We start from the raw sequence: 23,932 nt of genomic DNA, 5'->3' as shown, positions 1-23,932 counted from the left end.
AGGGGTTTTATGGCAAGTGAAAGCAAACAACGTTTTCCTGATGAAGCAAATAAGCATTTTACCTATTCGAGTGCTGAGAGTTTACTAGAAAATCTAGATGATTTATCTAAGATGATTCAGGATCATGAGCAGCATCAACGGAAAAGGTTAGATGAATTAGATAGCTATTATTTAGGTAATAACACCATGATCCTAAAAAAGAAACGCCGAAAAGAGGAACATTTGGCAGATCATAGAGCAACACACAATTTTGCCAAGTATGTGAGCCAGTTCATACAGGGGTATATGGTCGGAATACCGATAAAAACACAACATAACGATGAGAAAGTTAATGACACATTAAAGAAGATTAATCGCGATAATGATGCAGATGCACATAATAGCGAAATGATCTTAGACTTGTCTATCTATGGTCGAGCTTATGAATTGTTATATCGAAATAAGGAAGATCAAAACTGTTTTACCATGTTAAGCCCCCTAGAAACCTTTGTCATTTATGATAATACGGTAGAGAGAAAGCCTATTGCTGCTGTTCGTTATATCTATGATCAAATGAACAGCGAAGAATTAACGGTTGAATTATACACAAAGGATAAAATATATACCTATACCTTAAAAGATAAGCAGTCATATAAGCTAGAGAATCCAGAGGAAATGGCCCATTATTTCCATGCTGTTCCAGTCATTGAATATGCCAACAATCGATTTAGGCAAGGTGATTTTGAAAATGTACTAAATTTAATTGATTTATACGATGCAGCAGAATCAGATACAGCGAACTACATGACCGATTTAAACGATGCGCTGCTAGTTATTAAAGGTCGTCTCGGAATGATGGATAATATTGGAGATGAAGATCCTGTCGATCATGCTAAGAGGATGAAAGAATCTAACATCCTTTACATGGAACCAGAAGTTAATCCTGCTGGTAAAGAAGGGAATGTAAATGCTGATTACATCTATAAAAAATATGATGTTGCTGGTGTAGAAAAATATAAAGACAGGGTACAAGCTGACATTCATAAATTTACAAATACACCTGATCTCAACGATGAAAACTTTTCTGGTGTTCAATCTGGGGAATCCATGAAGTACAAATTATTCGGATTAGAACAAATTAGAGCAACAAAGGAAAGATTGTTTAAGCGTTCTTTACGTGATCGCTATCGATTGCTTAATAACATATTGGAGCGTGCTAGTGAGGGTGGCTTTGATGTGAACGATATTACGATTACATTTACGCCTAACCTACCGAAATCGCTCAAAGATGAGATCGATATGTTTAGTTCTCTTGGTGGAGAATTATCGCAGCAAACCAAACTGAACATTCTATCCATCATTGAAAACCCAGAAGAAGAGCAAAAACGTATTGAACAAGAATTGAAAGAGCGACAGAAAAGCCAAATATCTAATTACATGGAGAATTGAGGTGATTAGATGCCAGAAGAGGAAAATTACTGGGTAGAGCGCGAACGAGATAATATCACACTAGAACAAATGAAAGATGAAGAGGTAGTCGCAAAGCTTCGTGAAATCATCGAGCATGCGTTGCGTGAAATTGAGAAGGAAATCAATGCTTTTTATACCAGGTATGCAGGAAAGAATAATATAACTCCAAGTGAAGCGAAAAAGCGTGTTTCTGAAATGGATGTGCAAGCTTTTGAAAAGACTGCTGCAAGATATGTTAAAGAAAAGAATTTCGGCGATAAAGCCAATGAGGAGCTTTACACCTACAACACGAAAATGCGTATTAATCGACAAGAATTATTAAGGATGTATTTAAACGCTCATTTAGTTGCTATGGCAGATGAACAGGTTAAAACCTTTCAAGCGTATTTAGAACAAGCTGCGCTTGCTGAGGTGGCACGACAAGCAGGGATATTAGGTGCTGATATAGCTATTACAGCATCTACGCTTAAATCTCTTGTTGCTGCATCATTTTATAATGCTACATGGTCCACTCGAATATGGAATGACATGAAAGGATTAAGGAATGAGTTAGAAACAATCATCAATAGCTCGATAATACGTGGCGTACATCCAGATAGATTTGTAAAACAAGTTAGAGAACGCTTTGATGTAACAACCTTTGAAGCTAGAAGGCTATTAATCACAGAAACTGCAAGAGTTCAAACAGAAAGTATGAGATTATCATTTCAAGCTGTCATGGAAGATAACCCAGGTGCAGAATATGAATTTGTTGCAAAGCTGGATAATCGTACTACGAAAAGGTGTCGAGGTCTAAACGGCAAACGTTTTAAGGTAAAAGATATGAAGCCAGGTGTTAATGCTGCACCAATGCATCCGTTTTGTAGAAGTTCCGCGGCACTTGTGTTACCTGATAATTGGAGAGAAAAATTCTTTAAAGAAAGAGAGGGGAAATATACGCTATGACTCAACATGTATTAGCTGAAATCAATGAGACATTAAAGGGAATACATCAAGAATTGAAAAAGATGAACGAACCACCGAAGGCTTATCAACCTCAAGCGAAACCAGAAAGACTGAAGGAAAGGAAACATAAAGCTTATAAATAATATTTGTCCGCAATGACGTTAAACTAAATTAAACAATCGTGCATGGGCATTAGCAACTAAATAGAGTAATAGCATTCGATTAGTCGTAGATGGGCTTATATGGCGTGTCTGGGGCTTATTTTAATGCCATGAAATAGCTAGTTAATCATGCGTGTGTGGGATAGGAGGAAATGAAATGGAAAAAGACATTCTTAAACAGATAAAACCTTTGAAAATGTATTTGCAGTATTTTGCGGAAGGTGATCCAAATGATCCACCAGCTGATCCTCCAAAGGATGATCCAGAAGGTGATCCCGGGAAAGAAACTTTTACTCAATCAGAAGTCGATAGTAAGATCAGCAAGGCTGTAGATAGCGCTCTAAAGAAACGTGAAAAGCAATTCGAAGAAGAAAAGCAACAAGCCGTAGAAGATGCAAAGAAAGATGCTGCGGCATATGCAAAAATGACGAAACAACAGCAAGAAGAATCCGACTTAAAAAAACGTGAGGAAGCATTAAACAATCGTGAGCGAGAGTTGAATATGAAGCAACTCCGTTCAGAAATTGAGTCTGATTTAAAAGCTGACGGATTGCCGACGGAATTTGCTGAATCACTCATCACCTTAGAGGACAATGAAAAAATAAAAGAGGCGATTTCTGGAATTAAAAAGCACTTCGATGAAGCTGTTAATCAAACTGTCAAAGAAAAATTACGTCAAGACACACCTACTGCAGGTGGAAGTTCAAGAAATAAAACAAATTCCATGGCGGATTTACGCAATAGGCAAGATCAACAAAAAAATAAAGCCCCCGATTTATGGGCTTAAGGAGAGATAGCGCATGTATGTTTCAAAGAAAGTCAATTACGATAACCAACCTTCTTTTGTGTCTAGTCACCATATGATTAGTCGTACACGAACAGCCAAAAAAGCAATGGGAACATCAGAAGGTACTCGTACGATTCTAAAGGCCGGAAAAGTCTTTCCATCAAATGATGGAACCGCAGAAGGAATTTTATTACACGATATTGATTTAACGCATGGAGATCAACCTGCTGGGATTATGGTAGAAGGGTATGTATATGAATCTCGACTACCAGAGAAAGTTTCTGCAGAAGCCAAAACAGCCATGAAAGAAGTTAAATTTGAAGAATATAACGCAACGGAGGGACAGTAATTATGCCAAACATTGAAGAATTTCTTACAGACGAAGCCTTACAAACTTATGTACAGAATAGGGAATATCCTCTATCCGTTGGAGATGGGTTGTTCCCGAATGATCGAACTGAAGAATTTGAAATCAAGTATTTACTAGGAAGTAATGCAGCTCCTGTATCAGCATCTGTACATTCTTATGATACAGAATCACAAGTTGGCTCTCGTGATGGTTTACAGGAAATGAGTATGGAGCCGGCATTGATAAAACGCAAGATCAAGATGGGGGAGCGTCTCATTAAATCCATGACGCAAGCGCGTACTGATGCTGAAGCGCAACGAGTAATTGATCGCATCTATAATGATGTGGATAACATGGTTAATGCTGTACGTACGCGTATTGAACGGATGCGCTTTGAAGCCCTATCTACTGGAAAAATAACCATCAATGAAAACAACTTTGTTGGAACCATCGACTATGGCCTAGAAGATAGTCAAAAAGAAACACTTACAGGCACGGATATGTGGAGCGACAAAAGCGCAGATCCCCTTGATGACCTGGATCGATTTGTAAATCAAGTTGTTGCGTTTTCTGGAGTTACACCGGAACGTATCCTAACATCAAGAAAAGTATTTAATGCTTTAAAACGCCATGACTCTGTTCGTAAAGGAATTTTTGGTGTGAAAAGTGCCCGTCTTGTTACCAACGCTGAACTTAACTCGTTTCTACAAGAACAAGGCTTACCAGCTATAGCTACTGACGATCGTGTGTATCGCGTTCAAAAAAATGACGGTTCATATGCAACAAAACGTTTCTTTCCGGAAAATAGTTTGGTACTACTACCGGGCGGAGAATTAGGAAAAACAGTTCATGGTATTACTCCTGAAGAAGCAAATATGCGTTATATGAACACAGCAAGTTTCCAAAACTTTGGTAACGTCATTGCTCAAATCTATTCAACTAATGATCCAGTTGCCCGTTGGACAAAAGCAGTAGCATTAGCTATGCCATCATTCCCAACAGCGAATCAGATCTATATTGCGAATGTATTAGGAGGTGGCTCTACGCCCTAAGGAACCCCTAGGGATAGGGGAAGCCGAAATTGGACGAACCCTAAAAGTCGGGTAATAACAAGAAGGAGGATTCTATAATATGGCTACAAAAGAAGAATTAAAAAATACATTTGTAACTGGTGCGGTACCTACGCAACAGAATTTTGCTGACTTAATCGATGTTGCAGGATCACAAGGACCTGAGGGTCCAGCTGGTCCTAAGGGGGATACTGGAGCAACAGGAGCCAAAGGAGATCCAGGAGCTGACGGTGTTAGTGTTACGGACATTACTTCTGATGGTACAAATCTTACATTTACGTTATCAGATGGCACAACCAAGGATATCCCTTGGCCATCGCAAGCTTAGGAGGGATGATCAATGCCTGTTATTGATAATGTGAAAACAGTATTAGATATAAATGATGACTTGCAAGATAAAGCGCTGGAAATCATTATTGCTAATACCACATCGCATCTAAAGCTTTGGTTAAAAAAGCATACGGATCTAACATCCACTCCAGAGGAATTAAATTTCATTATCGAGGAACTATCGATCGCTCGATTTCAAAGGCGTGGAAGTGAGGGGATGAAGTCTGAATCAGTGGAAGGACATGCTGTTACTTATAGCGAGGATGACTTTGCCCCTTACCTATCGATTCTAAGTGCTTATATCCCTGAGCAAGAAGAAAAACAGGGCAAGGTGGTGTTTTTCTGATGCGGTATACAGACAGGGTTCGGCTTCATAAGACACTAGGCAGGGAATACAACCCAGAGACTGGCAAAAATGAAGTGCAAGTCGATGAAGGGGTATTATTGCCTTGTAACGCTTCGCCTGTAACGCTAGAAAAAACAGCTGCGGTCTTTGGTTCTGTTAATAAGAAAGTTGCCACAGTACGCTTGCAACGTCCGTATAAGGACTATGCCGATAAAGCAGTTATGAATGGTCAAAAATATAACGTTCTCAGACATATCCCTCATAAGTCTGAGAGCGTTTTTTATATGGAGAGTGTGAGCGAATGGACTTAGATGGTTTAGATGGATTGCTGGCAAAGTTTGAACGTATGCATGATGAAATTGAGGATGATGTAAATGAAATCGTAAAAAATAACACAGCAGAAATGACAAAGCAAACAATCAAAAATGAGTTCAGACGATTTAACAAGGGTTATTGGACTGGACATACAGCACGTAACACCATGACAGATAAAGTAGGTTCCGTGCATTACCGAACCTTTGTTAATTCCGAGTATGCTGGTTATTTGAATTATGGTACTCGATACATGGAAGCAACATTGTTTCTACATGATGCTTATTTTAAGCAAAAACAAATCTTTTTATCTGATTTAGAGAAGTTGGTGAAATAATGTTATCACCTAAAATTCAATTGTTTAATGCCGTATTCAGTAAATCATCAGCACTGGGCTATGATACGTATGATTATTTGCCAGGAAAGGATGAGGATACACCTTATCCTTTTGTTCATGTTGCTGAGTCAGTCGGTTCCGATGTGATTAATAACAAAGATGTGATTAATGGACGTATATCTCAAACTGTCCATGTTTGGGGAATAGCAAATGATCGTGCGTTATTTTCGGATATGGTTTTTAAGTTGGAAATGGAATTAAGGCGTTTGTCTAAACTAGATAACTATTATCTAAGGTTACTAGCATTAGATTCCAATGAAATGTACGACAATACAACAACAGATACCTTATTACATGGAATTATCCAAGTAGAATATCAATTATCTTAGGAGGTTAGAATATGCCAATTGCAAAGGGTGTTCACAAAGTATTATATTTTCGTAAATTGGGCACAGAAACAAAAGGCGCTAAGCTTGTTTTTCAAACAGAACATGCGAAATCAGCATCACGAGATCGAGAATCAACAATTACAAAAGATGGTTCTACGTCCAGCAGTGCTGCATTAGAAGAAGAGGTAAGTATTTCCGCGTTACAAGCTGAATCAGACCCAACTTTTACTATGTTAAGTGATTCAATATATGACGATTATCCTATAGAAATGTGGGAAGTGAATTTGGCGGATAAAGAAGTAGATGATAGTGGAGCAACGCCAAAGACAACATTCGGTGCTGAATATCGTCAAGGATATATCACAGAGTGGGAGACAACAGACGGGGCAGAAGATGACCCAGAGGTTGAAGGAACTTTCTTAACAGAATTTAAACGCCAAAAAGGGCGTGTTACGTTACCAGAGGGCGATATTGAAACACTACAATATGTCTTTCATGATTTGCTTGAAACGGATCCAGCGGATGATGGTTTGGCGGATAAGCCAGAAAATGGCGGTGGTGAAACTCCCTCCTGATCCCCTAGCCATAGGGGAAGCAGTACTGGGCGAATCATTAATAGTAGATTAGCGAAAGAGAGGGATTTCCCTCTCTTTTTTAATACTTAATTTAGGAGGAATTATACATGTATATTAACTTTAAAGGCAGAGAGATTGAATTATCATTCGGGCTTAGAACATTAACAGAGGTTGACAGAGAACTTGGTTTTGAAGTAGAAGGCGCCAATCTAGGACAAGGGCTTGAAATGTTAATACCGCGTTTGGCATCTGGAAACCTTATTGCGATTTCCAAACTGATTAAGGCTGCAACAGCCCACGATAAAAAAGGTCCAAAGTCTATTAATGATTTAGAGGAAGTTCTGGACGATGTGGCAGAAAATATCGGTTTTGAAGAATTTGGCGAACAAGTCTTTGAAGAGTTGGGGAAGCGACCTATGACCCGAAATCTAGTTCCAGAGGAACTGAAGAAGGAGACGGAAGAAAAGAAAGAGGATTAACTTATAATGAGGCGGTTATCTATGCCTTACGTAAGCTAGACGTAAAAAGTCTCAAGGAAGCTGAAATGATGACCTTAACTGAATTTCATTACAAACGTTATGCTCAAGAGTATAAAGAAATCGATAAGGAATACGAGATGCATAAAATAGCATTTTTAATCAGAAATGCTGCAGCTACAAAAGAAGTTGGAACAGGGAAAAATAAAAAAGAAGAATATGAATTCAAAAATTTCAAGGATTTCTTTGATTACAAAAAGGCATTAAAAGAAATAGATCAAATTCAACAACCTAATCAGGAGGAGATTAATGAAAGGGTATCGCCTGCGCAAGTAGCAGCACAACGTAACGGAAAGGGGTGAGGGTTTGGCGGATTATTCGGTCGATGCGGAACTGAAAGCGAATGTTAGAAAGTTTAAGAAAGCCATCGAACAAGCAAAAGATGTGACTGAGAAATTCAAAAGAGCTTCCGAATCGGTAGAAGATACAGAATTAAAGGCTGACATTAAGCAACTAAGACGTAATATCAAGGAAGCGAAAAGGCTAATGGAGGCTTTTACGAAAGGGAAAGCTGAAAAGGAAGTCGATGCAGATATCAAAGAATTCGAAGGCAAATTAGGCTTTCTAATGGCTGCCAAAAAAGCACTTTCTAAGAAAGTATTTATTCCGATTGAAGCAAGAGTTGGCAAGTTTCAAAAAACAATGGACAGAATAGCTAAAACAATTAGTTCATTCGGAATAGTTGCTGGCAACATATTCAAAGGTGGCCTTTTAACTGTATTACCAACACTATCTCCTATCATAGCTAGTTTAACAGGAGCGTTGGGTGGTTTAACCTCTGCATTTGCTGCAGCTGGAACTGGTGCAGTGGCATTTGGCTCTGTAGCCACTAGTGCATTAAACGATGTGTTTACAGCTAACGAAGATATCAAAAAGCTACGTGAAGAATTAGCCAATACAACAGATTTAGAGAAACGAGCCGAGATCCTTAAAGAAATAGAACAGACAACAAACGGATTATCTAAATCACAACAAAAAGGGTTAAAGGCTGTTCAATCATTTAGTAAGTTCTGGGGGAAATTTGCCAAGCAGTTCGAAAAGCCAGTTATGGATGTTTTTGTCCGTAGTCTAGAAGGATTACAAGGGTTAATTAAACAATTAGAACCTGCCTTTAAAGGTGCTGTTTCTGCCGTAGATACTTTGTCCAAAAGCATGGGCGAATCGATAAAATCAAAGGAATTCCAAGAGTTTGTGGACTTTCTAAATAAAAACGCTGGTCCTGCCATGGTTAATCTAGGCAAGACTTTCGGGAATATCATGCAGGGCATTATGAATTTAATGGTTGCATTTGGTCCATTATCAACGGATATGCAAGGCGGTCTAGTTGGTTTAACCGAGAAATTCAAGAACTGGACAGCTGGATTAAAGGACTCCGAAGCATTCAATAAATTTATTAATTACATTAAAGAAAATGGTCCGAAAGTGATGGCTTTAATCGGTAATCTTACTACTTTCTTAGTTGAGTTAGGAAAGGGTATGGCTCCTATAGGTTCATCGTTACTTGATATTGTTAATAAATTTATGAGCTTCACCAATGCATTAATGCAAAACAATCCTTTAATCGGTCAAGCGCTAGCGATTTTTATATCCTTAAGTGGCGCATTATTAGCGATAGCACCAGTTATTATCATGGTAAGGTCTGCATTTGGTGGGTTGGCAACGTCATTAGTTACTAATATCGCTAAAATGTGGAAGGCTTTTTCGCCATTCCGAACGAATATGATAGTTGGTCTCAAGATGTGGGGTCAATCTCTTAAGAAAGGGATTGTCAATGTTGCTAAGTGGGCCAAGACAACCATAACTAAATTTATACAAGTGACTGCCAAGTATTCATGGATGGCAATTAAAGCAACAGTGCATGCTGCGAAAGTGGCAGCTACGTTTACCGTTACAATGGTTAAGGCTGCGGCAAAAGCTACAGCGAAAATGATTGCTTCAATGGCTAAAATGATAGCCAAATATGCATGGATGGGTGCTAAGTCATTGGTTCATGCTGCGAAAGTAGCTTCATCCTGGGTGATTGCCATGGGTCCTGTTGGATGGGTTATCGCTACGATTGTAGGCTTAGTGGCTGTTATAGTTGCAAACTGGGATAAGGTTAAGAATTGGACTGTTAAAACCTGGGATAAAGTCTGGGGAACAATTAAGGAAATAGTGGATAATATCTGGAATAAGATAACAGATGTATTTGGTAATATTGTTGATTTTTTCGATGGTATTAACCTATACGATAGTGGTAAGGCGATTATCCAGTCAGCTATCGATGGTATTGTCCATATGAAAGATAAAATTCTTGGGAAAGTGGAAGAAATTGTAGGTGCTGTTCGTGACTACTGGCCATTTTCGCCTGCGAAAAGAGGTCCTTTAAGTGATATTCATAGAATGGATTTTGCTGGACCGATAAAAGACTCTATAAAAAGAGCGAAAAAGCCTTTAGAAAGAGCTACATCAGGCTTAGCTGGTAGTGTGAATAATTCATTCCGTCCAGATTTAAAGGTAAAAGCTTCACAAATATCATCTAGTTTAAGAGGAATTAAACGAAGTTCTACAGCCCAAGTTCAGAGCGCAGTAAATGCGGATGTTTCTATAAGCAAGCAACCTGCCGAATTTATTTTTAATTTGGGCAGACAACAATTTAAAGTTTTTGTAGAGGATATTACAACCGTACAAAACAGAACGATAGATTTACAAGAAAGCTTTCAAGGATAGAAGGTGCTTATATGTACGAGTTTGTTGATATAAATGAAAGGGGTACATTTAGTACCTCTCTATCAATACAAACGATTTTTAATACGTTCAATTTAGATGAAGTTTTAACAGATGAAACTGGCAGTTTTATGACATTAACAGTTAGAGGTCGTGGAAATGTAAAGCAAAAAATTAACTACATCGACGTTCCAGAAATGGATGGATCGTTAGAATCGAATAACGTAACGCTAGATATGCGTGAAATAGAAGTTAAATACAAAATAAAAGACATTACAAATCAAGGATTTCGTGAACGGATCAACCGACTAAATTCCATGTTGGAGGGTTCCAAAAAGGTTCTGGAATTTACGGATGAAAATGTCATTTACTATGCGACATTACAAGATAATGATATTCCAGAAGAAGAATCAAACGAATTAATTTGTACATTAATTTTTTCTTGTTCGGATCCATATAAATACGCACCAGAACTACCAATCGAATTTGGATCAGATGCAGGAATAATCACAAATGAGGGAACAGCTGAAGCTGAGCCGATATTTGTATTGGAAGCCATTAAAAAGGTGACATTTGCTTTAATACAGAACCAACACGGGGAATATATGTTAATTGGCAAGCCTGTGGACGTAACGAGCGAGGTCGTAGATGCAAGAACATTGTTATTAGAAGAACGGGGGCAATCGCTGGATACATGGGATACTGCATCCGATTCCATTGATAATGGATATGTAGACGGCACCTTTGGAACGGATAACGATGGAATTACGGTTCCTAGTTATGGCCCCGATACTACGGATCCTGATTGGCATGGTCCTGCACTAAGAAAAGAGGTGCCTGTAGCACAAGACTTTGAAGTCGAAGCTATGGTGCAAGGACGTACCACAGAAACCTCCCAAACCTTCCGAATTGAGGTTTATTTATTTGATGAAGGTATGAACGAATTAGGGAAAATGGCAATTAAAGATGATAGCTTGGGGATCCATCGTAAAAAGGGAGAAGGTCGCCTTGGTCCATATGTTGGAGCAAATGAGAATTATTTAATCAGTTCCCAAAATTATAGTTATGACCAGGATTATTTTTATGGCATGTTAAGGATGCGAAGAGTAGGAAAAGAGATAATGTTTTATATTACGCGTGTTAATAGTAGCGGTAGGCATGTTCAAACTATACTGCGGAAATTTATCGATAATGAAAACCGTTATGCAGGGAAATTAAAATACGTGCAAATACACATCGGTAAATTCGCAGATACAGATCGAGCTTATGCACCTAAAATTGATCATATTAAAGTATTTCAATTGGCACAGGTAACCGTAGATCAAACGCGCTATATAGCAGATGTCGGTGATATTATTACATTTGATCATGTGAATAAAGAGATATTGATAAATGGGGAAGCAAGAAATGACCTTAAAGCATTTGGAGGTCTTTTTTTTACATTAAAAAAAGGTGAAAATCAATTGATTACGCATCCAGCTAATAGCTTTCGAACAACTGGAAGATACAGGCCGAAAATCAGATAGGGAGGTGGAACGATGATTTACTGCATAAAAGATAAAGATGGCAATGTGGTACTACAAATTGATGAAGAAGGAACAAAAATTAATAACGCAACCATAACGCAGGGTTAAAATACTTTTTTATCCCTGCTGCAATTTTCCTTTCAGGAAGGAGGAGATCATGTTTGATTCATATTACAGACGGCCAGTATGGCGAAATACTAGACTTTATAACTGCTAAAAACATTTTGGAAAATAATCATAGGCAATCCTTAAAAGACAATCTAGAAACGTTTGATTTCACCACTTTTGCAGATAAACGCTTTTCACCATATTTAACTAAGCGCAATCGAATCATTATTCCTGCTGAGGATCAGGGTTATAGCGAGTTTATCATTCATGAGTCTGGTAAATTTAGAGATTTTAAGGGATTAATGACTGAAATATATACGACAGCTAGTTATCTAGAATTAAAGAAAGCTAAAGTCATGGATCCACAAACATTCTCTAAACAGACAGCAACCGCACTAGTAAGCCATACTACAAACGGCACAGAATGGAGACCAGGCATTATTGAAGGCAGCGGCATACGAACCATGCATATTGAAAAGCATACCAATCCTTACGCCTTCTTAAAACGGATTGCAACAGAATTCGGCTTAGAATTACGCTTTCGAGTAGAAACAAATGGAAACAAAGTCACTGGTAGATATGTGGACCTAGTCGAACAAGTAGGACAATGGCGTGGTCGTGAGGTTGAATTAGGTAAAGACTTAATAAGTCTAAGGCGTATTGAAAAAACAGATAACATTTTCACAGCTTTAAAGGGTCTGGGTCCTGAAAGGGAAGATGGATCCAGACTAGAAGTGATTGTCGAGGATAAGGAAGCATTGCAGCGATGGGGAAGACCTGATCCGATAACAGGAGAATTACAGCATTTATGGGATACGTACGAACCACAATCCAATGATCAAGACATGACCTTGGATAGGTTAACCACTCTCACCGAAAATGAACTAGAAAAGAGAGTAAATGAAGTGGTGGAATATGAGGGAGACATTGCGGATTTAGAAAATGTGCCAGGAATGGAAAATAAGAAAATTCGTTTTGGTGATACGATCAAAACCAAGGATACAAAATTTAATCCGCCATTGTATTTGGAAGCAAGAGTGCATACTCAAGATCGAAGCATTACGGATAAATCCAAGAAAAAAGTTAAGCTTGGTGATTACATTGAGTATACCGAGGAAGAAGTACAGTCGATATGGGAATCCATACAAGAGGATATCAGACGAAGATTAGCACGAATGTTAATTACTACCGTAGAATCTAGTGCTGGGAATACATTTAAAAATGGTGAAGGAAGTACAGAACTTACCGCAACCGTATTTCTATCTGGAACAGAAGTAGATGAAGAAGGAACGAATTATACGTATATTTGGAACAAGTATGATAAACGTGGCATTCCTGTTTCCAATTGGAATAAAAACGGTAAAACAATAACTGTTACCACAGATGAAATAGATGAAAAGGCATCTTTTTCTGTTGATATCATTCAAGATTCATTGAATGAAGTTATGTCAATCGGGCGTATAACTATTACCAATGTGTTCGATGGACAAGATGGAGAGCAAGGACCACAGGGTCCAGAAGGTCCTCAAGGTCCAGAAGGCCCAAGAGGTTTACAAGGGATCCAAGGAGAAAAGGGAGAGCAGGGTATTCCAGGTCAAGATGGAGAAGATGGTTTAACATCGTATGCACATTTTGCCTATGCAGATGATGCAGAAGGAAATGGCTTCTCACAATCACCAAACGGAAAGGAATACATTGGTTTTTATTCCGATCACACACAAGCAGATACCAGCAATCCAAATGACTATAACTGGTCATTGATTAAAGGTGCTGATGGAGAACAGGGTATACCTGGACCACCAGGAGAAGATGGACGAACACCATATTTTCATACAGCTTATGCCAATAGTGCCGATGGTACGGTAGATTTTAGTACAACGGATTCAATGGATAAAGAATACATTGGTACTTATACAGATTTTACTGCTGCAGACTCTACTAATCCATCAAAATATAACTGGTCTAAAATTAAAGGCGAAAAAGGAGATAAAGGCGATCAGGGCGAACAAGGACCAGAAGGACCAGAAGGACCAGAAGGACCAATTGGACCAAACGAAATTAATGATAATACATCCTTTGCAGACAAATTCCGCACATTAGGTAATAACTATTATTACAGTTCCAATCTAAGTGAAGCTGGATGGTATCGAATTGCAATGAATGCAGGTAGTAGGGCGTATGCAAAGTTTATTCTAGTGGATAGAACATCTGGCAACCATCAAACAGTTAGTTTTGAAGCCACAGTTAATTATAACCGTAATCCTAAAATATCTGTTATCTCATCATCGCGTTATAGTTCAGGTGTACCTTTCAGTAAAGCTAGAATACTTACAAATTCTACTTATGATGATGTATTTTTAGAAGTATATGTAGATTCAAGTAACTACCCGACAAATTCTGATTGTTATATTACTGAAAATGTGCAATATACAGGCTGGGAAGGAATAGACTGGACTGCTGGAACAATACCAACAGGATATTCCGTATATGAAGTTAGTGTTGATATGGGAAGTTCTGCCTCAGATAAAGCTGATAGTGCATATGATAGAGCGGAAGAAGCGGAAGAAAATGCCAAAGGACATGCAAATGCTGTTGGTGCAGCAACTTATCAGGACGCTTTAAACGATGCACAGGATTACATGAACGCTAACGGAATTATGCAAGGAGAGAACTACAACGGTGTTAACATTACAAACGAAGATGGTTTTGTAACTGCTAGAGGTGATGGGCTGGTTCGTACTGTTATGAATAGTTCATTAGGGTATGTTATTCAGCGTAGAGCAAGCACATCCTCACCATGGGAAGATATGCTATTTTTCGATACAAACGGTAATGCCAAATACGCTGGAGAACTTCAAGGAGCAACAGGTACGTTCAGTGGACGACTTGAAGCACAAGAAGGGTTTTTTGGGGATAATTTAAGGCTACGAGATGGCAAGCTAGAAATTGTTCGTGAAGACGGTGCAATAAGTATGAGTAACGGTATGGTACGTAATGGGCTAACCGTTGTCGGTAATGATCCGCACTTTATGACATCGGGAAACGCAGAAACAGGAGCTTTTCAATCATTCGTTCCAGGGGGAACAACCGAATCAACATCTTTCCATATTTATGGAGCAACAAAAGGTTCTCTGGACGGAAGAGGTTTAAGCGGTATTAACATGGAATATTACGATGTTCGTGATGCTTTGGGTGCGTTAGCTTTTCAAAAGTATCATTTTATCCATTCGGCTAGGTATTTAGTGTTTCGATTTAGAAAATACTCTGGATCAAAAATCAGTGTTCACGTCATGGAAGGTTCCAGCGATGATACAAACGACCGACTGTATTTTGAGATTCTCGAAAATGGTTCAAGCGGTGTAGAAGAGTTTCGAGTCGATTTAGGTGTTCCAGATTTTAAATTAAGAACAGTAACATTCAAAATTGGTTGGACACATGGCTGGGGCGATCGAATGGAATTTGTTAGATTCATCATGGAACGTGTATTTTTAACAGACTTTCTATAAGAGGTGATTGGTATTGGAATATATTCAAACATATAATACGAATGTTAATGGCGATAAAATGAAGGTGTTTTTTGTCCTTGATGAAAACGGTGGTGCTAAATCCGTTAAAGTAGGTAATCAAGTGGTTCCTTCAGAAGAAGGAATTCAATTTTATGTAGACAAGCATGTGGCATTGCAGATAGATAAATGTGATTTAATCATCGAATCAAGACCATATTTAAAAGTGAAGGACGGGGAAACAATAGAAATTCCTGACGAAGTACAACAAAGGGAAGAAAGAATTAAGGAATTAGAAAAAGAATTAGAAGAGTTGAGAGGTAACCAGTAAACGCCTAGTAAGGCGCATTCTTTATGGGTGAAATCGAGGACTAGGGTATTAGCCCTCTCACCTTTACATTTTTACTTCATCAAATCTAAGTGAAAAAGATTTCTTAGTTCCTTTTTTTCAACAATAAAATAGCCGTTTTCACCTTTAATAATTGTTTGGCTTTTCGTTAGTTCTAGATCTCGAATCTCTTCAATTTCTATTGGAATTAACTCAGTTGAATGACTTGCTGAGTAATTTAAAATCATTATATCACCTCCTTATCATTAATTTTAACAGGGAATACGTTTGAAATTGTTTTACGCACTAAATAAATAACTTTTTAATATTTATTTGTGTTGTGAGTGCTAAATAAGGGGTATTTGAATGGCACTGAAAATGCATATTTGACACTAGTTAGGGGGTCGAGCATTGAAGGAGGAAGAACATGTGGATCTCTGGCAGAACACCGTACAGAAGGATATTGAAAACATAAAGAAAGACCAAGAAATCATTAAAAATGACATCAGAGATCTTCAGTACAAAGACAGAGAGCATGATAAAGAAATATTTTCTTTACGCAAAACGTTGGAAGAAATTAAAGATGATACAAAGTGGATAAGAAGAATGGTAACAAAAGCTATCGTGACTGCCGTTATTACAGGCGTGATCGGTGGCTTTTTAACTGTCATTTTTACCACTATATTTTAAGGAGGTGAGAACATGGACAAAGCAACTTTAGTACGTACACTTTTATTGTTTTTGGCATTAGCTAACCAGTTTCTAGTTACCTTTGGATTAAATCCAATCCCTGGTACAGAAGAAACATGGGGAGAAATCATCACAATGATTATTACTGCTGCGGCTAGTGCATGGGCATGGTTTAAGAATAACTATGTAACGCTTAAAGGGAAACAGCAAAAAACAGTATTAAAACAATCAAAGCTTATTAAGTAGTTAAACGGCTAGTCCACACGGGCAAGCCGTTTTTCTAATGCAAAAAATTAAGGAGGAATTTTTTATGACAAAATTATTTATTGATCCAGGACATGGTGGTAAAGATCCGGGCGCGGTTGCTAACGGTATTAAAGAAAAGGATATCGTGTTGGAAATAGGAAGGAAAGTAACAGATATTCTGTTAAGTGAATATGAAGATGTAGAAGTTTTAATGAGTCGTACTGGTGACAGCTATCCAACATTAACAGAGCGTACGAATGAGGCTAATGCATGGGGTGCTGACTTATTCTTAAGTATTCACATCAATAGTGGTGGTGGGGTAGGATACGAGGATTATATCTATACTACACTTTCCGATTCTTCTAAGACAGCTAAAATTCGAGATGATATTCATGCGGAAATCATGAGGAAAAACTACATGCGAGATCGAGGCAAGAAAAAGGCAAATTTCCACGTATTGCGTGAAACGAATATGGATGCAGTATTAACGGAAAATGGGTTCATTGATAATAAAGGGGATTCTGATAAAATGAAATCCCGAGCATGGATTAATGCTGTTGCACGAGGACATGCGAACGGTATTGCCAAGGCCTTCAACCTGAAAAAGAAAAGTGGTGGAGATTCTAACCCTAGTAATGGTACGTATACCGTTAAATCTGGAGATACATTGTGGGAAATAGCAAAAGACCACGGTATGATGGTTAAGGAATTAAAAGATTTAAACAACCTTTCCAGTGACACCATTCATCCTGGACAAATGTTGAAAGTTAGTGGTAATGGATCCGGCAGCAAAACGAAATATGTTGAGGTATTGGTATCTAGTTTGTGGGTATATGACAAGCCAGATTGGAGTGCAAAAGCAAAGACGGTCGATAAAGGTGAAACATTTACAGTTAAGCGTTCTTTGAATGTTAATGGATCTAAAATGTATGAGCTGAGGTCTGGCTTGTATATTACTGCTAACCCCTCATATGTAAGATATTATACCAAATAAAATAAAAATGAAGAAAAGTGGGTTACTTCACTTTTCTTCATTTAATTTCAACAATTCATTATTATAATATTGACTAGTTCTATTTAGGATTTCTTCGTTTATTGAAAGTAGTCCATAATTTGGAGCTGCATTAATTAGTTTGTTACAGAGATACTTAAAATCATTTTTTTCTATTTTTTTAGCAATAAAACTTAACAATAAATAATCATCTTTACGATATAATATTTGTGTAGTCATAATAAGAAACATTTTGTTTAGACAATATACCTTAGAATATTCATTAATTGAATAGTGAAAGTATCCAAAATTAATAGTAATATTGCTTGTTTTACACGTATTTAAATAGAATTTTGAAGTATAATCCTGAAGGGATTTAGTGTCAAATGTATTCACTAACACTTTGATCATATATCCTGTGCATTGATAATGTCCAATTTCAACACTTTTTAATATTGCATTAAATATTATATATAATATTTTTTCCTCAATATATATTTTAAACTTCGTATAATCTTTTTTCTTTATGTTACTATTAGGTTCATGTTTTACTTTTACTGTTTCTACAACTTCCTTGAGCATATCACTTAAATCCGCAAAAACTTTAGAAGTGGGTATACCTTCAGCATTATCAATTTTAAATGTTAATTTATCTGAACGATTAGTTTTATTGCTACTACTCTCAATTTTACTATGGTCAAAATATCTTTTAATGGTCAAAACAATATTTACTGATTCAGTTAAATGATATAAATTTTTAGACTCCATCGACCAAATAACCAGTGCTTCAAATAAATTCAATAATTTGTGAAAATAGTGATTTATTAGGTTGTCATCTTCAATGTTCATCTGTGTTTTTAAAGCGGCAAGTGGCTCATCATTTTTTATAATTTGATCTAACAAATAAGAAAATTCTACAGTATCTTCATCACAAAGTTCTGTTATTAATTCAAATAAAGTAGAAAAATAAGAATCTATAACTTTTTCACCTAATAATTTTGCTTGTTTATTATCAGTTTGTTGATGTACATCTATTATTGTTAAAGGTGACATTTGAAACATATTCTCTATCAGTTCATTTTGTAAGGTTGTTAATTTATTTTTTGTGGAACTACGTATAATAACTCTATAGTTTAATAGTATATTATTATATAAGTTGGTAACCTTCTCAATCATGAAATTGTGTGAAGAATAAAATTGGAATAGTACTTCTTTATCTGGGGTGTTTATAAAAGTTTTAGTAAATCTAATATTGAGATCATATATTTCACTTTTCATTTTACTATTCTTATTGAAATGATTCCTTAATAATAACTTATTAAACAAATGGAAATTAGCTTCATTATATTTTGATAAGTTATTAAATATAAATTTGAGCTTTTTGTCTGCTAAATTCTTCTTTTTTGAGTATATAACCCTCTCCATTATAAAAAGAGTATTTGAGGCAGCTTTTAAAGAGGATTTCAGTGACTTTATAATATCCATACTATAAATCAAATTAACAAAATACCAGATGAAAAGCGATATACTCACTACTGAGTGGCATAATAGAATTATTAGATAATTAAAACTCTTATTATCACCATCTAGAGTTAGTATAACTAAACAACTTATCAATGTATTTACCGCTGAAGTGTTAAAAAGTATAAATGGAAACTGAATATTAGATGTCTTTAAACTAATATACGCCGTTTCTTTTGTTTCTTTATAAGCAAAAGTAAATACAGCTACGGATATTGGTATCAAAATTAAAATAATTCTCATTAAATAATTTACAGTTTCACCATAATTTGTATTATCCCCGGGATCAATAAATACAAACAAAAGGCCATAAAGAATAAAATAAATCACGACCATCACTGGTATGAAGGTTCGTGACTTAATGAATACTTCTAAAAAGTATAATAATCTAAACCTCTTTTTGTCATCCATAGAACCAGTCCTAATTATTACTAAATGTTTTAAACATATCGTTTTCAGTAATATTAGATTGTTTTCGCCATGCGCTAATCCAGGGGAGTTCAGAGTGTGTTAGTTCAACTAATTTTCCAGCGCTATATTGAGAATATTGTTTCCAAGCCATTGCTATAGCTTTAATTTCAGATTGATCAAATTTAACATTTTTTATAAAATCACTGTAGTCTGTATCTATAGGCATTGATCCAAAACCATTGAATGTTTTATAAACATTCTTTATAACAGGACCAAATTGCCAAGCTTCTATTTCATCTTCAAAAAGTATCTTATTGTTTGTTTGTATACTGGCAGCTTGACAATAATAAAGTAATTTCTGTAACTTTAAATTAGATAAATCGTTTACATCAGGGTCTTTTGAAGCTATATAAACTAAAAATTTCGCAACATCAATAGCTTTAGTCATATTATCACCCCTTTATCCTTCTATAATTATTATCTCATTCTTTAATGTAATTTACAAACCAAATATTAGTTTGCAGAAATTCCTGATGAGTATATTGCAAAAAATGATTGAAATTTGGATATAATGATAAATCTCTTGCTAGGTGCTAGGCTTATTGCTAAAAAATGGTCTAGGAAGCCCTATCTTGATAAAGATAAAAAATATAAAAGCACAAACGTAATAATATTATAATACGTAAAAGTGATTAAGCAGCAACAACTTCTGCCTATTTGGCAGTCCTTTACTTCATAGTTTGTGCCTTTCATATAACGTTTCATAACTTGATTAGTCACTTCTTTTTAATCCTCAGGTGTTAGTTCATTATTACGCCTCCTATTATTGCAAAAACAATTATTAATATTACACTAAATAACAGAAAAAATCCTATTAATTTTATAGGGAAAGGTAACTTTCCGGTCTCTTTAGGTATAGGGGATCCTTCTATATTCTGTTGATGTTCCATAGCATCATTGAATGGTTTATCATTAGACTGATTGTCATAATTAGGCAACTAATCACTCCAAACTTTGTGAGATTAATAATAATTATAATTGTTTTAGTTCTTCATTCATAAGATCACCTCAAAAGAACATATGTTCTTATTATATGCAGTGATTAAGTTTTTATCAACTTTTTGTTCCACAATCGCGCCCGATTGAGGAACAATTTAATTAATACTAAAAATGTTACCATGAAAACCCCATAAGCCCCTATCAAACCAATCGATGTTTTAGTTAATTTTGGTTTGAGGGTTAAGCCTTCTTAGTGGTATTTTTTTCTAAACTATCTTTAAAAACCAACCTACTGCCATAAAGAGTCTAGTTGCAAGTGACCTATTCATTTATGACCTTAACTATCTATAAACGGGTTAGTGTTAAAGTGATTATCAAGCTCATGTAGGATTGTGTGAATTTTATTTAATATCTCATCGCCTTTTTGCGGATCACTGTTAATTGCTTGGTCTGTCAAATCTATAACATTTTGAAGTTCACTTTTTCTCTCTCCCTCGTACTTAATCTGTGACAATTCCTCACTAACACCTTCTAAAGTAGATTCGATTTCTTCTATATCTATTGGTTTTCCACCGTTATCAACCTCAGTATTGCCACTTAGTGATGCTGATAGAAGGTGCGCCATATAAAGATGAGAGTTAGATGGATATTTAGCTGGGTCGCTCTTTCCGTTAACAGTTAGTTCTTCTTCTATAATTGATCTTTCTTGCTGACCTTCTTTAATACTTTCTTTGTATGTCTCAGTGGGGCTACTAGCGTTGCTTGCTAGTTTAAATGTCTCAGTATCATCATTCCATTCTAATGTCACTTCTACCTCAGCATTTTCACTAACTTTTGCATTCGTTGGATTTGCTTCATTACTATCTGTAAGAGTGCCATTTTCCTCTAACGTGGCACCACTTCTACCAAAGCTTCCAACACCACTATCGACACTATAAGTAATCTCTCCAACAGAGTTAACATCACTGCCCTTATATTTAAGTACAAAATCCTGAATTTCATAGTCATCAATGGATTGAGTAACTTTTAAATCTGCTGACCAATTTTCTGCTTCTCCAGAAAACATAAAAGTTTTGGATTCGCTTACGCAAGCCGCTAATAATAGTAATAAAAATACCAATAATACCGATATCTTTCGGCACATATTATCCCCACTTTTTTATTTCATTCATATACCCATATATCAACTTCGTATTCAAAAAACCTGCTCGATAGTTCAATAATCTTTATTATATTATGTGGCCCTATTCTGCATTACTGGACGCAGTTCCTTATTCCATAATTGCGCACGATTGCTTAATTACGATTAGTTCTTTTATTTTTTATTATTAGTGAAAGCGTCAAGGTTACTTTACAAATAATTTATTGGCTTTTTATTCTCATTAAAAAAGCGCAGTCCCTGTTGCGGAATTGTGTCGTATCAATTGTATTGATTTACGTTTTGCATTAAATATCTTTATATACAACATTAGCGTTACACCTTATATGGGAAAAGCGCCCGTTAATTCAAGAGTAATTAGGGTATTTTTTATAACATAGTACTGGGTTAATTTCTCCACGGAACTAGGTAATAGCACCCACCATTCTCTACATCTCCTTCCCATTTACTATCAGATAATCTATTTTTGAATTTCCCTTGGTACTTAAATATTTTTAGAAACCATAGTTCTAGAAACCATAAACCTATATAATAAGCGTATTTTATGTTATTATGTGACAAATCAATTTTTCTTTTAGAATGTACAATTGAATTTCTTACATCTACAAAAAAATCAATCGCGTCTGAAAAATCTCTTGTATTTCTTCTTAAATATTGTTCTGATTCTCCAAGGAGTATTCCCATGTAAGAGCAGGTGGTTCTAATTCGATCTTTGGTATACAGGTCTTTAAACTTTTTATTAGACAATTCTCCCTTATAATCAACTAAGTAGATGCGCGCGATCATTTCTAGGGCAATTTGAATTGAAGTAATACGATTTTCTAATGTAGCTTTGGAAAAACATTCAATGTATGTGCCTAATAAAACATTTTTAGACTGTTTCCAAGAAAGATCCTCCCATATTGAGCAAAATTCTACAAATAAATCCTCGTAGATTTCTTTATCAATTTTGGGATACCAAGTATTAGGGGTACTCCATTGATCAATCAACCTTGATTCGTACCTAATAAACACACTATTCCCATTCTTAGTTCCTTTATATGAAGAGGGATAAATTCTTCGACCACAAATAAAAGCAAGATAGGAATAAAGATGTTCTAAAATAGACAGTACTTCATCATAATTAAAGTTTCTACTGTCCTTCCGATAAACCTTAACCTTATGAGTACAGGCAAATCCTCCGTATTCTTTTAGTTCTTCATATACTGTTTTATAATCGTTGTTTTGTGTTAATTCAATAATCCATCCTTCCCTATTTAAGAGCGATAAACCTCTATACGAAAGATTTCCATCTTGGACAAATTCAGAACCAATTTCTCTTAAATTAACTAGTTCTAAATTTAACTCGTCCATTTCAACCATTTTAGTGGTTAGTTCTTTAACGACCTGACCAACTAAATTCTCTCCCTTGCTTTTGTAAATATATACTTTACCATTAAATGATCCTGCATCTACGTCGTACTCCCCAAGCAAATTCCTAAGGGGGTAATTATTAGTCTCTATAATTTTTCCTTCAAATTTTATTCTATAGGTGTATGAGAAGAGATTTGTAATTGTACCCTTTACTTTAATAGCTTCACTTCCATTTCTTAAAATCATTTCCCCTGAATAAATTATTTCTGTTGGATTAATATTTCTTTTGATATGTCCTTTCTCCCTTCATTTTTATGAACATCTATACTGTACCAGGATCATTTATTTTGACCGCTGATCAAGAAAAGGATGCAATTCTTATTCCAGAATTGTACCCGATTGCTTAGTAATTTTATTGGAATAAGTTAAACATGACTGGTAATAGTAGAGCTATTCCTAAACATATAATAGCACCAAATTTTGATTGTTTAGTGACTCGTTCGTCATTTTTATGTAGGCTTTCAATAAACGAAAGAGCGAAGTATAAACTGAAGGTAATAAGTAAAACTGAAATGACTTCTATCCAACCCTCATTCATAAATTAATATTCCTCCTTGATTAAACCTTAAACAATAGACCCTTTAACAGCACAATCATTATTTCATAATTGCGCCCGATTGCTTAAATACCAGATATTTGAATTATTTTATCAGCAATCATTTCTGGTGAATTACCATTTGTATAAATAATCTGTTTAGCCAATAACTTATTGGATTTGTGTTTAACAAAATGCTCGTTAAGTTTA

General features: G+C 36.0%; 27 protein-coding genes. 21 read left to right on the top strand and 6 right to left on the bottom strand.

The window, feature by feature from the left end:
- The first annotated feature begins 9 nt into the window (after nt 1-9).
- The 18 genes from JKP73_RS21735 (at nt 10) to JKP73_RS21650 (ending at nt 15,760) form a co-directional block, all read left to right on the top strand.
- Nucleotides 10-1,428 (top strand): phage portal protein, encoded by a 1,419-nt coding sequence (locus JKP73_RS21735; RefSeq protein WP_200411932.1) that lies wholly within the window; start codon nt 10-12, stop codon nt 1,426-1,428.
- A gap of 9 nt (nt 1,429-1,437) precedes the next feature.
- A complete protein-coding gene (locus tag JKP73_RS21730) occupies nt 1,438-2,394 on the top strand; it encodes a minor capsid protein (RefSeq protein ID WP_200411931.1) in 957 nt (318 codons plus the stop codon).
- On the top strand, nt 2,391-2,537 hold the full coding sequence (locus JKP73_RS21725; protein WP_200411930.1) for a hypothetical protein: 147 nt from the start codon (nt 2,391-2,393) through the stop codon (nt 2,535-2,537). Before JKP73_RS21730 ends, JKP73_RS21725 begins: the two co-directional genes overlap by 4 nt.
- A 175-nt stretch (nt 2,538-2,712) precedes the next feature.
- Nucleotides 2,713-3,342 carry a DUF4355 domain-containing protein gene (locus tag JKP73_RS21720; protein WP_200411929.1) on the top strand — a complete coding sequence of 210 codons (630 nt, stop codon included), beginning with the start codon at nt 2,713-2,715 and terminating at the stop codon, nt 3,340-3,342.
- A gap of 13 nt (nt 3,343-3,355) precedes the next feature.
- Nucleotides 3,356-3,691 carry a hypothetical protein gene (locus JKP73_RS21715; RefSeq protein ID WP_200411928.1) on the top strand — a complete coding sequence of 112 codons (336 nt, stop codon included), beginning with the start codon at nt 3,356-3,358 and terminating at the stop codon, nt 3,689-3,691.
- A gap of 2 nt (nt 3,692-3,693) precedes the next feature.
- A complete protein-coding gene (locus JKP73_RS21710; protein ID WP_200411927.1) occupies nt 3,694-4,743 on the top strand; it encodes a major capsid protein in 1,050 nt (349 codons plus the stop codon).
- Nucleotides 4,744-4,822: 79 nt separating this feature from the next.
- A complete protein-coding gene (locus JKP73_RS21705; protein WP_200411926.1) occupies nt 4,823-5,089 on the top strand; it encodes a collagen-like protein in 267 nt (88 codons plus the stop codon).
- A 12-nt stretch (nt 5,090-5,101) separates the two neighbouring features.
- On the top strand, nt 5,102-5,437 hold the full coding sequence (locus tag JKP73_RS21700) for a phage head-tail connector protein (RefSeq protein ID WP_200411925.1): 336 nt from the start codon (nt 5,102-5,104) through the stop codon (nt 5,435-5,437).
- Entirely contained in the window at nt 5,437-5,748 is a 312-nt protein-coding gene (locus JKP73_RS21695; RefSeq protein ID WP_200411924.1) for a hypothetical protein, read from the top strand. The genes JKP73_RS21700 and JKP73_RS21695 overlap by 1 nt, the downstream gene beginning before the upstream one ends.
- Nucleotides 5,739-6,086: an HK97-gp10 family putative phage morphogenesis protein gene (locus tag JKP73_RS21690; protein WP_200411923.1), complete on the top strand. Its 348-nt coding sequence runs from the start codon at nt 5,739-5,741 to the stop codon at nt 6,084-6,086. The genes JKP73_RS21695 and JKP73_RS21690 overlap by 10 nt, the downstream gene beginning before the upstream one ends.
- On the top strand, nt 6,086-6,475 hold the full coding sequence (locus tag JKP73_RS21685) for a hypothetical protein (RefSeq protein ID WP_200411922.1): 390 nt from the start codon (nt 6,086-6,088) through the stop codon (nt 6,473-6,475). Before JKP73_RS21690 ends, JKP73_RS21685 begins: the two co-directional genes overlap by 1 nt.
- 11 nt (nt 6,476-6,486) lie before the next feature.
- Nucleotides 6,487-7,050 carry a phage major tail protein, TP901-1 family gene (locus JKP73_RS21680; RefSeq protein WP_200411921.1) on the top strand — a complete coding sequence of 188 codons (564 nt, stop codon included), beginning with the start codon at nt 6,487-6,489 and terminating at the stop codon, nt 7,048-7,050.
- Between the two features lie 107 nt (nt 7,051-7,157).
- Nucleotides 7,158-7,529, top strand: coding sequence for a tail assembly chaperone (locus JKP73_RS21675; RefSeq protein ID WP_200411920.1), 372 nt, complete (start codon nt 7,158-7,160; stop codon nt 7,527-7,529).
- A gap of 65 nt (nt 7,530-7,594) precedes the next feature.
- A complete protein-coding gene (locus JKP73_RS21670) occupies nt 7,595-7,888 on the top strand; it encodes a hypothetical protein (protein WP_200411919.1) in 294 nt (97 codons plus the stop codon).
- A 4-nt stretch (nt 7,889-7,892) separates the two neighbouring features.
- Nucleotides 7,893-10,295: a hypothetical protein gene (locus JKP73_RS21665; RefSeq protein WP_200411918.1), complete on the top strand. Its 2,403-nt coding sequence runs from the start codon at nt 7,893-7,895 to the stop codon at nt 10,293-10,295.
- Nucleotides 10,296-10,306: 11 nt separating this feature from the next.
- Nucleotides 10,307-11,818 carry a distal tail protein Dit gene (locus JKP73_RS21660; RefSeq protein ID WP_200411917.1) on the top strand — a complete coding sequence of 504 codons (1,512 nt, stop codon included), beginning with the start codon at nt 10,307-10,309 and terminating at the stop codon, nt 11,816-11,818.
- Nucleotides 11,819-11,979: 161 nt separating this feature from the next.
- Nucleotides 11,980-15,432, top strand: coding sequence for a phage tail spike protein (locus JKP73_RS21655; RefSeq protein ID WP_200411916.1), 3,453 nt, complete (start codon nt 11,980-11,982; stop codon nt 15,430-15,432).
- A gap of 13 nt (nt 15,433-15,445) precedes the next feature.
- Complete coding sequence (locus tag JKP73_RS21650) at nt 15,446-15,760, top strand: hypothetical protein (RefSeq protein ID WP_021292584.1); 315 nt, start codon at nt 15,446-15,448, stop codon at nt 15,758-15,760.
- 71 nt (nt 15,761-15,831) lie between these two features.
- Here JKP73_RS21650 and JKP73_RS21645 read toward each other — a convergent pair whose 3' ends face one another.
- On the bottom strand, nt 15,832-16,005 hold the full coding sequence (locus JKP73_RS21645; protein WP_200411915.1) for a hypothetical protein: 174 nt from the start codon (nt 16,003-16,005) through the stop codon (nt 15,832-15,834).
- A 163-nt stretch (nt 16,006-16,168) separates the two neighbouring features.
- Between JKP73_RS21645 and JKP73_RS21640 the strand changes: the two genes are divergently transcribed.
- The 3 genes from JKP73_RS21640 to JKP73_RS21630 all read left to right on the top strand — a co-directional run bounded on the left by JKP73_RS21640 (nt 16,169) and on the right by JKP73_RS21630 (nt 17,687).
- Nucleotides 16,169-16,447 carry a hemolysin XhlA family protein gene (locus JKP73_RS21640; RefSeq protein WP_200411914.1) on the top strand — a complete coding sequence of 93 codons (279 nt, stop codon included), beginning with the start codon at nt 16,169-16,171 and terminating at the stop codon, nt 16,445-16,447.
- A gap of 12 nt (nt 16,448-16,459) precedes the next feature.
- Nucleotides 16,460-16,693: a phage holin gene (locus JKP73_RS21635; protein ID WP_200411913.1), complete on the top strand. Its 234-nt coding sequence runs from the start codon at nt 16,460-16,462 to the stop codon at nt 16,691-16,693.
- A gap of 64 nt (nt 16,694-16,757) precedes the next feature.
- Nucleotides 16,758-17,687 (top strand): N-acetylmuramoyl-L-alanine amidase, encoded by a 930-nt coding sequence (locus tag JKP73_RS21630; protein WP_234447165.1) that lies wholly within the window; start codon nt 16,758-16,760, stop codon nt 17,685-17,687.
- 27 nt (nt 17,688-17,714) lie between these two features.
- On the opposite strand, the gene JKP73_RS21625 is transcribed toward JKP73_RS21630, so the two are convergent.
- The 5 genes from JKP73_RS21625 to JKP73_RS21605 form a co-directional block, all read right to left on the bottom strand.
- A complete protein-coding gene (locus JKP73_RS21625) occupies nt 17,715-19,541 on the bottom strand; it encodes a hypothetical protein (protein WP_200411912.1) in 1,827 nt (608 codons plus the stop codon).
- Nucleotides 19,542-19,626: 85 nt separating this feature from the next.
- The gene (locus JKP73_RS21620) at nt 19,627-20,064 is read right to left on the bottom strand and encodes a Panacea domain-containing protein (protein WP_200411911.1); all 438 of its coding nucleotides are present in this window, start codon (nt 20,062-20,064) and stop codon (nt 19,627-19,629) included.
- Nucleotides 20,065-20,952: 888 nt separating this feature from the next.
- A complete protein-coding gene (locus JKP73_RS21615; protein ID WP_200411910.1) occupies nt 20,953-21,735 on the bottom strand; it encodes a hypothetical protein in 783 nt (260 codons plus the stop codon).
- 426 nt (nt 21,736-22,161) lie between these two features.
- A complete protein-coding gene (locus tag JKP73_RS21610) occupies nt 22,162-23,373 on the bottom strand; it encodes a YopA family protein (protein WP_200411909.1) in 1,212 nt (403 codons plus the stop codon).
- Between the two features lie 166 nt (nt 23,374-23,539).
- Nucleotides 23,540-23,725 carry a hypothetical protein gene (locus JKP73_RS21605; protein ID WP_200411908.1) on the bottom strand — a complete coding sequence of 62 codons (186 nt, stop codon included), beginning with the start codon at nt 23,723-23,725 and terminating at the stop codon, nt 23,540-23,542.
- Between the last annotated feature and the right edge of the window lie 207 nt (nt 23,726-23,932).

Origin of the sequence: Virgibacillus salexigens, assembly GCF_014905415.1 — a bacterium.
Taxonomy (GTDB): Bacteria; Bacillota; Bacilli; order Bacillales; family Amphibacillaceae; genus Virgibacillus; species Virgibacillus salexigens.
Note: the sequence above shows the minus strand (reverse complement) of the source record. Positions and strands in the feature narration are given on the sequence as shown.

Bases quoted from the DNA above. Each gene is read 5' to 3' on its own strand.
- JKP73_RS21730 (WP_200411931.1), top strand. From the start codon at position 1,438: ATGCCAGAAGAGGAAAATTACTGGGTAGAGCGCGAACGAGATAATATC.
- JKP73_RS21715 (WP_200411928.1), top strand. From the start codon at position 3,356: ATGTATGTTTCAAAGAAAGTCAATTACGATAACCAACCTTCTTTTGTG.
- JKP73_RS21620 (WP_200411911.1), bottom strand. From the start codon at position 20,064: ATGACTAAAGCTATTGATGTTGCGAAATTTTTAGTTTATATAGCTTCA.
- JKP73_RS21690 (WP_200411923.1), top strand. From the start codon at position 5,739: ATGGACTTAGATGGTTTAGATGGATTGCTGGCAAAGTTTGAACGTATG.
- JKP73_RS21660 (WP_200411917.1), top strand. From the start codon at position 10,307: ATGTACGAGTTTGTTGATATAAATGAAAGGGGTACATTTAGTACCTCT.
- JKP73_RS21635 (WP_200411913.1), top strand. From the start codon at position 16,460: ATGGACAAAGCAACTTTAGTACGTACACTTTTATTGTTTTTGGCATTA.
- JKP73_RS21630 (WP_234447165.1), top strand. From the start codon at position 16,758: ATGACAAAATTATTTATTGATCCAGGACATGGTGGTAAAGATCCGGGC.
- JKP73_RS21725 (WP_200411930.1), top strand. From the start codon at position 2,391: ATGACTCAACATGTATTAGCTGAAATCAATGAGACATTAAAGGGAATA.
- JKP73_RS21680 (WP_200411921.1), top strand. From the start codon at position 6,487: ATGCCAATTGCAAAGGGTGTTCACAAAGTATTATATTTTCGTAAATTG.
- JKP73_RS21710 (WP_200411927.1), top strand. From the start codon at position 3,694: ATGCCAAACATTGAAGAATTTCTTACAGACGAAGCCTTACAAACTTAT.
- JKP73_RS21605 (WP_200411908.1), bottom strand. From the start codon at position 23,725: ATGAATGAGGGTTGGATAGAAGTCATTTCAGTTTTACTTATTACCTTC.
- JKP73_RS21645 (WP_200411915.1), bottom strand. From the start codon at position 16,005: ATGATTTTAAATTACTCAGCAAGTCATTCAACTGAGTTAATTCCAATA.
- JKP73_RS21685 (WP_200411922.1), top strand. From the start codon at position 6,086: ATGTTATCACCTAAAATTCAATTGTTTAATGCCGTATTCAGTAAATCA.
- JKP73_RS21610 (WP_200411909.1), bottom strand. From the start codon at position 23,373: ATGATTTTAAGAAATGGAAGTGAAGCTATTAAAGTAAAGGGTACAATT.
- JKP73_RS21675 (WP_200411920.1), top strand. From the start codon at position 7,158: ATGTATATTAACTTTAAAGGCAGAGAGATTGAATTATCATTCGGGCTT.
- JKP73_RS21670 (WP_200411919.1), top strand. From the start codon at position 7,595: ATGATGACCTTAACTGAATTTCATTACAAACGTTATGCTCAAGAGTAT.
- JKP73_RS21625 (WP_200411912.1), bottom strand. From the start codon at position 19,541: ATGGTCGTGATTTATTTTATTCTTTATGGCCTTTTGTTTGTATTTATT.
- JKP73_RS21705 (WP_200411926.1), top strand. From the start codon at position 4,823: ATGGCTACAAAAGAAGAATTAAAAAATACATTTGTAACTGGTGCGGTA.
- JKP73_RS21720 (WP_200411929.1), top strand. From the start codon at position 2,713: ATGGAAAAAGACATTCTTAAACAGATAAAACCTTTGAAAATGTATTTG.
- JKP73_RS21695 (WP_200411924.1), top strand. From the start codon at position 5,437: ATGCGGTATACAGACAGGGTTCGGCTTCATAAGACACTAGGCAGGGAA.
- JKP73_RS21700 (WP_200411925.1), top strand. From the start codon at position 5,102: ATGCCTGTTATTGATAATGTGAAAACAGTATTAGATATAAATGATGAC.
- JKP73_RS21735 (WP_200411932.1), top strand. From the start codon at position 10: ATGGCAAGTGAAAGCAAACAACGTTTTCCTGATGAAGCAAATAAGCAT.